A 6,908-nucleotide genomic window follows, 5' to 3' on the forward strand; every position below is an offset into this window, starting at 1 on the left:
CTGAACACCCATTCGCAATCCGTCACAGAACCAGGCTGCTGACCACCAATACTCCCATTCAAGATCACACCAAAATCCCTCAAGATTTTTTCCCTTGCTCCCCGACAGCTCGATGCCGAGCGACAGCAGCGGAACAAGCTTCGACTAACTATGCAGGCCAGAAGAGTCAACGGTGCCCCTTCGTGCACCCGACCACTGGCGCACATTGGATCTTGTTGTGCCGCAAAAGAAGATCACTTTAAGCGCTTCTTAGTACGACGCCGTGCGCTGCACTGTTCCATGACCGGCCTTCTCGGTGGCGTCATGATTCGCCACTCGAGAGGAGCCCCGCAATGGCTCACGTATCGACACCTGACCGCGAAGAATGGCCGAAGAACCCGTTGGACGCGGCCCGAGAGGCATTCGCGTGGCTGACCACGGGAGGGCATCCGGTGGCCGTGGACGGCTGTCTGTTCGACCACTTGCCGAACCGCGGCATCCCCGTTGATGAACTCCGTGATCTGCTGCTGGCACGTGGCTGCCCACGGCGGGTGTGGGACCAGGTATGGACCCACGTGATCGTTCGGGCCCGAAGCGAGGGGGCAACGTGGACGATCGTGGCGGTCGGGCTGGCGTTGCCAATGCTGACGCTGATCGCGACCCGGTTGACCGACCGGTACGCCGATGACCCGTCTGACATCCACGCCGAGGTTCTGCGCGGGTTCCTCGACGCGTTGCAGACGGTGGATCTTGCTGGAGGCCGGATCGCGATCCGGCTGCGGTGGGCGGCCTATCGCGCCGGACACCGGGCGCTGACCGTCGCGCTCGACGGGCCGACTCCCATGGCGCCGGGATTCCGGTCGTCCGAACCGAGACCACCGACGGGCCACCCTGACTTGGTCTTGGCCCGAGCCGTGGAGGCAGGAGTCCTTGCTCGAACGGAGGCCGAGCTGATCGGCGTCACCCGACTGGAAGGCGTTCCGCTGACGGGCTGGCCCCGGTCGCCCGGTCAGACCTACAACGCACTGCACAAGAGCCGGCGCCAGGCCGAGCTCCGGCTTGCCGTCTGGTTGGCCGAATCCGGTGCGGCCTCCGATGGGGGCGACCCGACTAGTGATACGGCCGTGTCTCGGATGATCCCTCAGTTCTCGAACGGGTCGTCTCAGCGGTCACGCACGGTGGCGAAGAAAGTAGACGGCCGCGAGGCGAATCCGATGCCGAAATCCGGACTTCAGAACTGCAGGTGATCGCGGCCTGCTTCTCGTACGTCTTCGCCTGCTGCTCGCCTCTGGAGGTCTGCGCTCATGGTGCTCTTGCATCGTTCTCGCCGCCCTGGTCCGACAACTCTCCCGATGCCCACGCCCAGCCGCGGCCGGTGCTCGATTCGACTGCTGCTGGCCATCGAGCTTGCTGTCGTCCTCGGGCTGCTGGCCGTCGCTTCGGCGACGGCGGATGCCCTGGTCCTGGCTCAGGCTCCCGCGCCGCCCCCGCCGTCGATCACCGACGTCCTCAACAACGCCCGGAACTGGATCATGGGCATCCTCGCGCTGCTCGCCACCCTGTTCCTCACGGTGGGCGGGGTCCGCTATCTGATGGCCGGCGGGAACGCGGGCGAGGTGGAGAAGGCCAAGCAGGCGTTCAAGAGCGCCGGGATCGGCTACGGGTTGACCGTGCTAGCGCCGGTGGTGGTCGAGATCCTCAAAGAGATCCTGGCCCAGCCAAAATGACCACCGCATGGTCCTGGGGCTGGCGTGCTGGAGTGCGGTGCATTGTCCTCGCCGGGCTCGTGGTGTTGCTGGGCGTCACAGGGTTCGGTTTCACCGGCACAGTCCGGGCCGAATCCACGTCGGCGCCCGCACCTCCGTCTGGCGAACTGCTCCCTCTGCCACTTCCGGTGCCGGCTGAACCGGGGTGCGGCCCCGACCAGCCACAGGCCCCGGCGTGTCTTCTGCCGACGGTGGTGCCGAGCAGCCCCACCGCGCCTGCGCCACCGGCATCGCCGACTCCGACGCCAGAACCTGAGCCTGCGTCCGAGGAATCGGAGAGCTCGTGGATCGGGGAGTTCCTCACGGGGTGGATTCGCGACTTCTTCGCCGATGTCGCGCGTTCCGCTCTCGAGGGGGTGCTGGGCATGCTGGCGGATTCCCTGCTCTCGACCCCGCAGTTCGACCAGCTTCCCGTCATGGGCCAGCTCTGGAACAGCTCCCGCAACATCATGATCGCCGCGTATGCGTTGGTGACCACGATCGCTGGGGTCGTGGTCCTGTCCTATCAGACGTTGCAAACGCGTAGTTCCATCAAGGAGATTCTGCCGCGGCTGCTGATCGGGTTCGTGGCCGCGAACCTGTCGCTGTTTCTGGGCGGAAAGGCGATCGAATTCGCCAACGCGCTGTCCCGGGCGTTCCTGGGAGATCAGACCGGAGCGGAAGAAGCGTCCCGCGTGTTCGTGGACACGCTGCTCGGTAAGGTACCGGAGGAAGGTGAGGACTTCTCTCCCTACGGCGATCTGTATGTCGTCTTCACCGTCCTGGCGCTCGTGGTCATGATTATCGCCGTACTGCTGACCTATGTGGTCCGGATCGCGCTGACCATACTCTTGCTCGCCGCGGCTCCGCTGGTGTTGATGTGCCACGCCTTGCCGCAGACCGAATCCATTGCGTTTTGGTGGTGGCGTGTCTTCGGTGCGGTCCTCGTCGTCCAGGTCGCACAATCTCTCGCTTTCATCTCTGCCTTGAAAATCTTCTATCTACCCGGCGGAATCACCATCTTCTGACCCGCACACATCGCCCGTCTCGCACCCTGGGGATGGTCCATGATTCCTTTTCTGACTGCACTTGCCTTGTGCTACATCCTCGTCAAAATCCCGTTCTGGGTCATAGGGGCTGCCCGCGGAGGCGGCGGCAGATCCTTCATCGGGAGGCTCGTCCGGGCCTTCATCGCCTACAAGACCTTCGGGCTTATCCGGGGACGACGAGGCGCGCCACCGGCAAAAGGCCACCCGAAAACCTCAGCGGACCCGTACGAGTCGCCGAAGGCGACTGCTAGCGGCCAATACATGTTGCCGTTGAACGTGAGACGTCAACGGCGTGACCCCTCGGTGCGACAGCCGAACTTCCCGAAACCGAAGGTGACACGGCCGCGCCGAACCGAAGCGGGTCAACAGCTGAAGTTGCCGCTCGATGGGGAATGGCCGGAGACCAAACCCCGGCTTGGCCGGGATGGGCAATACCGCCTCCCGCTGAACGTGCAACGCCAACCGGCACGTCAACGCCCAGCGCCACCGCCGCCGAATCCACCATCCCAGCGGTCGAGAACTCAGCAGTTGCGTTTCCCAATCGATGGTCAGTGGCCGGAGACCCGACCCGTGCTCGGCCGGGATGGGCAGTACCGCCTGCCGCTCGACGTCCAGCGCGTCCGGCGGCCAGAAGCCGCGCCCGCGCCACCGAGGCCGCTGCCGACTTCGTCGCCGCGTTCCGCGGCCCAACTCAAGCTGCCCGCCGACGGCGAGTGGCCGGAGAACAAGCCCCGCCTCGGTCCCGACGGGCAGTACCAGTTGCCGCTGCAGGTCCAGCGAGCCCGCCGCCCCGCGGCAGCCCCACCGACTCCGCCACCGGAATCACCGGCTTCGCGGCCGAGATCAACGCAAGGCAAGCAGCCCTCGCTGCCGCTGAAGTTGCCGAAGGTCCATCCGCCACGCCCGAGTACCCGCCGCCGAGGAGGTGACACACGATGACGCGCAGCGTCCGCATTCCGGCCGATGTCGACCGTGAGGACCGCATTCTCGCCGGGTTCACCGCGCGCCAAGTCGCTGCCATGGCCGTGACCGGCCTCGTCCTCTACTGCGGATGGCTCGTGACCCGTGCAGTGCTCCCGGTGCTGGCGTATCTGGTCATGGCCGCGCCGATCGCAGCTGCGGTCGTATTGCTGGTGGTGGTCACCCGCGACGGGATCACGCTGGATCGCCTGCTGCTGGCGGCGCTGCGCCAACGTCTGTCCCCACGGCGCCGCGTCGCGGCCCCCGAGACTCCGGCGGCGGTGCCCGAGTGGCTGTCCGAGTTCGCCGACCAAGCCGACGACGTCCCCCTCGGGGGGCTCGAGCTTCCCGCGCGAGCGGTGAGCGAGGCCGGAGTGATCGACCTCGGGCGGGATGGTCTCGCGCTGGTGGCCGCGTGCTCGACGGTCAACTTCGCGTTGCGCACCCCAGCCGAGCAGGAAGCACTCGCGGCGGGATTCGGCCGCTACCTGCACAGCTTGACCGCCGGTGTCCAGATTCTCGTGCGCACCCAACGCTTGGACCTCACCAGCCACATTGACGATCTCCGACACCGTGTTGCGGCGAGCCTGCCCCATCCGGCACTGGAGGACGCCGCGCTCGATCATGCCGACTACCTGCAACACCTCAACGAGCAGGCCGAACTCCTGCGCCGGCAGATCCTGCTCGTGGTCCGCGAACCTGCCGGAAACGCCTCCACGAATGCACTGAACCGGACCCGACGTCGGCGCCGAGAGAACACCGCGGGCCGAGAGCCCTCGGCCGGGGCGCGCCGTGCTGCGGCCGCCCGACTGGTGCGGCGGATGCATGAAGCCATCGAACTCCTGGCACCCGCCGGAATCGAGGCCACCCCACTGGACGCGGGGCAGGCCACGGCGGTGCTGGCCGCCGCAACCAACCCGGACAGTCCAGTGCCGCCCTCGCCGGAGATGGCCGGTGCCCACGAGGTCATCACCACCAACCCGGACTGGGACCTCAGCGACGAGGAGGACACACCCTGATGCGCACCCGGAACCACCGCCGCACGACACGGGCAACTGGCAGCGCGTTCACCCCGGACGCCATCGAGGTCGGCGCCCGCCATCTGCAGATCGGCGAGGACTGGGTCACCAGCTTCGCCATCACCGGCTACCCCCGCGAAGTCCACCCCGGTTGGTTGCAACCCCTGCTGACCTATCCGGGGCGACTGGATGTGTCCCTGCACATCGAACCGATCGATCCGCGCATCGCAGCTGACCGGCTGCGCAAGCAACTGGGCAAGCTGGAGTCCGGTCGCCATGCCGATGCCGCACACGGGCGCCTGGCCGATCCCCAGGTCGAGGCTGCGACTGAGGACGCCTACGACCTCTCGGATCGCTTGGCCCGGGGCGAAGGCCGCCTGTTCCGATTCGGCCTGTACCTCACCGTGCACGCCGGTTCCGAGGACGAACTCGTTGAAGAGGCCAGTGCGGTGCGTGCTCTGGCGGCCAGTCTGTTGCTGGATGCCAAGCCCACCACCTACCGGTCTCTGCAGGGCTGGGTGACCGCCCTGCCGATGGGCCTGGACCAGATCCGGATGACTCGCACCTTCGACACCGCCGCCCTCTCGGCTGCGTTTCCGTTCACCAGCCCCGACCTACCCCCACCGGACGTGACCTCATCCTCGGCCGCCGGTGGCGTGCTCTACGGCTACAACCTCGGCAGCCAGGGCTTGGTGCACTGGGACCGCTTCGCCTGCGAGAACTACAACTCCGTCATCCTCGGCCGCTCCGGAGCTGGCAAGTCCTACCTAGTGAAACTCGAAGCACTCCGTAGCCTCTACCGCGGTGTGGAAGTGGCCATCATCGATCCCGAGGACGAATATGCCCGCCTCGCCGGTGCCGTCGGCGGTACCTGCATCCCACTCGGTACCGAAGGAGTCCGGCTCAACCCCCTCGACTTGCCGATCCACACGCGCCCCGACGGGCGCCGCTCTGCCCCCGCTGACGCACTCACCCGGCGCAGCCTGTTCTGCCACACACTGGTCTCCGTCCTTTTCGGACAACTATTGACTGCCGGCGAGCGAGCCGTACTCGACCTGGCGGTCACTGCGACCTACCGGGCTGCGGGGATCACCGAGGACGCCCGCACCTGGACACGCCAAGCACCGCTACTGCTGGACCTGCAAGCTGCCCTCGCAGCAAGCCACGACGGGACCGCCCACGATCTCGCTGCTCGCCTTCGCCCCTTCACCGAGGGAGCATTCTCAGAGCTGTTCAACGGGCCTACAACACAGACGACCGAGTCCCACCTGCTGGTGTTCTCCCTGCGGAATCTCCCGGACGAGCTCAAGCCCGCGGGCACCCTGCTGACGCTGGATACGGTCTGGCGGCGCATCTCCACCCCCGCCGCACGCCGTCCCAGATTGTGCGTCGTCGACGAGGCGTGGCTGCTGATGCAGCAGCAGGCTGGAGCCGAGTTCCTGTGGCGCATGGCGAAATCCGCCCGGAAACACTGGGCAGGTCTCACCGTCGCCACCCAGGATGTCGGCGACGTCCTCGGCTCCGACCTCGGCAAAGCCGTGATCGCTAACGCTGCCACCCAGGTGCTTCTTCGCCAAGCGCCGCAATCCATCGACGACATAGTGCGCACGTTCGCACTGTCGGAAGGGGAAAGGCAGTTCCTGCTCTCGGCCGGCACCGGTCAGGGTTTGCTCTCGGCCGGGCCGCAACGCGTCGCTTTCCACGCCATCGCCTCCGACGCTGAACACCAGCTGATCACCACAAACCCGGCCGAACTGGCCGCCATGGCCCACGATGAGCCGCCCACCGGCCATGACTTGACCGTCGCCGAGATGCACCAGGACATCGTCCTCGACGGCTAGGCGAGGAAGGAGGAACGCACGTGTACGCCCTCTTCGCCACCGGCGACCCCAGTCAGCACACTCCCGGCTCGCTCGTGCACGCCTTCGGTCATGACTTCCTGCTCTCGTGGGCCATTGCCACAGGACTCGTCGCCGCAATTTCGATCGCCTGCATCCTCATCGTCCTCGCTGGATTGTCTATCGGTGTCCTAGTAGTGCTTTGTTAGGTTTTGGCGTGTCGTTGTGATCATCTACTGTGGATTGTGGTTGACTTCGGTGGTGACTCCGGATGAGATCGATCGGATGCGTCCGCGGCTGGTGGAGTTCGCTGCACGG

6 protein-coding genes are annotated in these 6,908 nt (G+C 66.2%); all 6 read left to right on the forward strand.

All coding sequences use genetic code 11. The features are described from left to right. The first annotated feature begins 431 nt into the window (after window positions 1-431). The 6 genes from E1288_RS27785 (at window position 432) to E1288_RS27815 (ending at window position 6,799) form a co-directional block, all read left to right on the forward strand. Window positions 432-1,226 carry a hypothetical protein gene (locus E1288_RS27785; protein ID WP_235883847.1) on the forward strand — a complete coding sequence of 265 codons (795 nt, stop codon included), beginning with the start codon at window positions 432-434 and terminating at the stop codon, window positions 1,224-1,226. A gap of 105 nt (window positions 1,227-1,331) precedes the next feature. After that, the gene (locus tag E1288_RS27790; protein WP_132490086.1) at window positions 1,332-1,706 is read left to right on the forward strand and encodes a pilin; all 375 of its coding nucleotides are present in this window, start codon (window positions 1,332-1,334) and stop codon (window positions 1,704-1,706) included. Window positions 1,707-1,936: 230 nt separating this feature from the next. Next, window positions 1,937-2,752: a hypothetical protein gene (locus E1288_RS27795; RefSeq protein ID WP_235883848.1), complete on the forward strand. Its 816-nt coding sequence runs from the start codon at window positions 1,937-1,939 to the stop codon at window positions 2,750-2,752. A 956-nt stretch (window positions 2,753-3,708) separates the two neighbouring features. Beyond that, a complete protein-coding gene (locus E1288_RS27805; protein WP_132490090.1) occupies window positions 3,709-4,752 on the forward strand; it encodes a PrgI family protein in 1,044 nt (347 codons plus the stop codon). After that, window positions 4,752-6,593 (forward strand): VirB4 family type IV secretion system protein, encoded by a 1,842-nt coding sequence (locus tag E1288_RS27810; RefSeq protein WP_132490092.1) that lies wholly within the window; start codon window positions 4,752-4,754, stop codon window positions 6,591-6,593. The genes E1288_RS27805 and E1288_RS27810 overlap by 1 nt, the downstream gene beginning before the upstream one ends. A gap of 20 nt (window positions 6,594-6,613) precedes the next feature. After that, window positions 6,614-6,799, forward strand: a complete 186-nt coding sequence (locus tag E1288_RS27815; RefSeq protein WP_132490094.1) for a hypothetical protein — start codon at window positions 6,614-6,616, stop codon at window positions 6,797-6,799. The last annotated feature ends 109 nt before the right edge of the window (window positions 6,800-6,908 follow it).

The sequence above is a fragment of the Saccharopolyspora elongata genome (assembly GCF_004348985.1).
Taxonomy (GTDB): domain Bacteria; phylum Actinomycetota; class Actinomycetes; order Mycobacteriales; family Pseudonocardiaceae; genus Saccharopolyspora; species Saccharopolyspora elongata.

Bases quoted from the DNA above. Each gene is read 5' to 3' on its own strand.
- E1288_RS27790 (WP_132490086.1), top strand. From the start codon at position 1,332: ATGCCCACGCCCAGCCGCGGCCGGTGCTCGATTCGACTGCTGCTGGCC.
- E1288_RS27805 (WP_132490090.1), top strand. From the start codon at position 3,709: ATGACGCGCAGCGTCCGCATTCCGGCCGATGTCGACCGTGAGGACCGC.
- E1288_RS27810 (WP_132490092.1), top strand. From the start codon at position 4,752: ATGCGCACCCGGAACCACCGCCGCACGACACGGGCAACTGGCAGCGCG.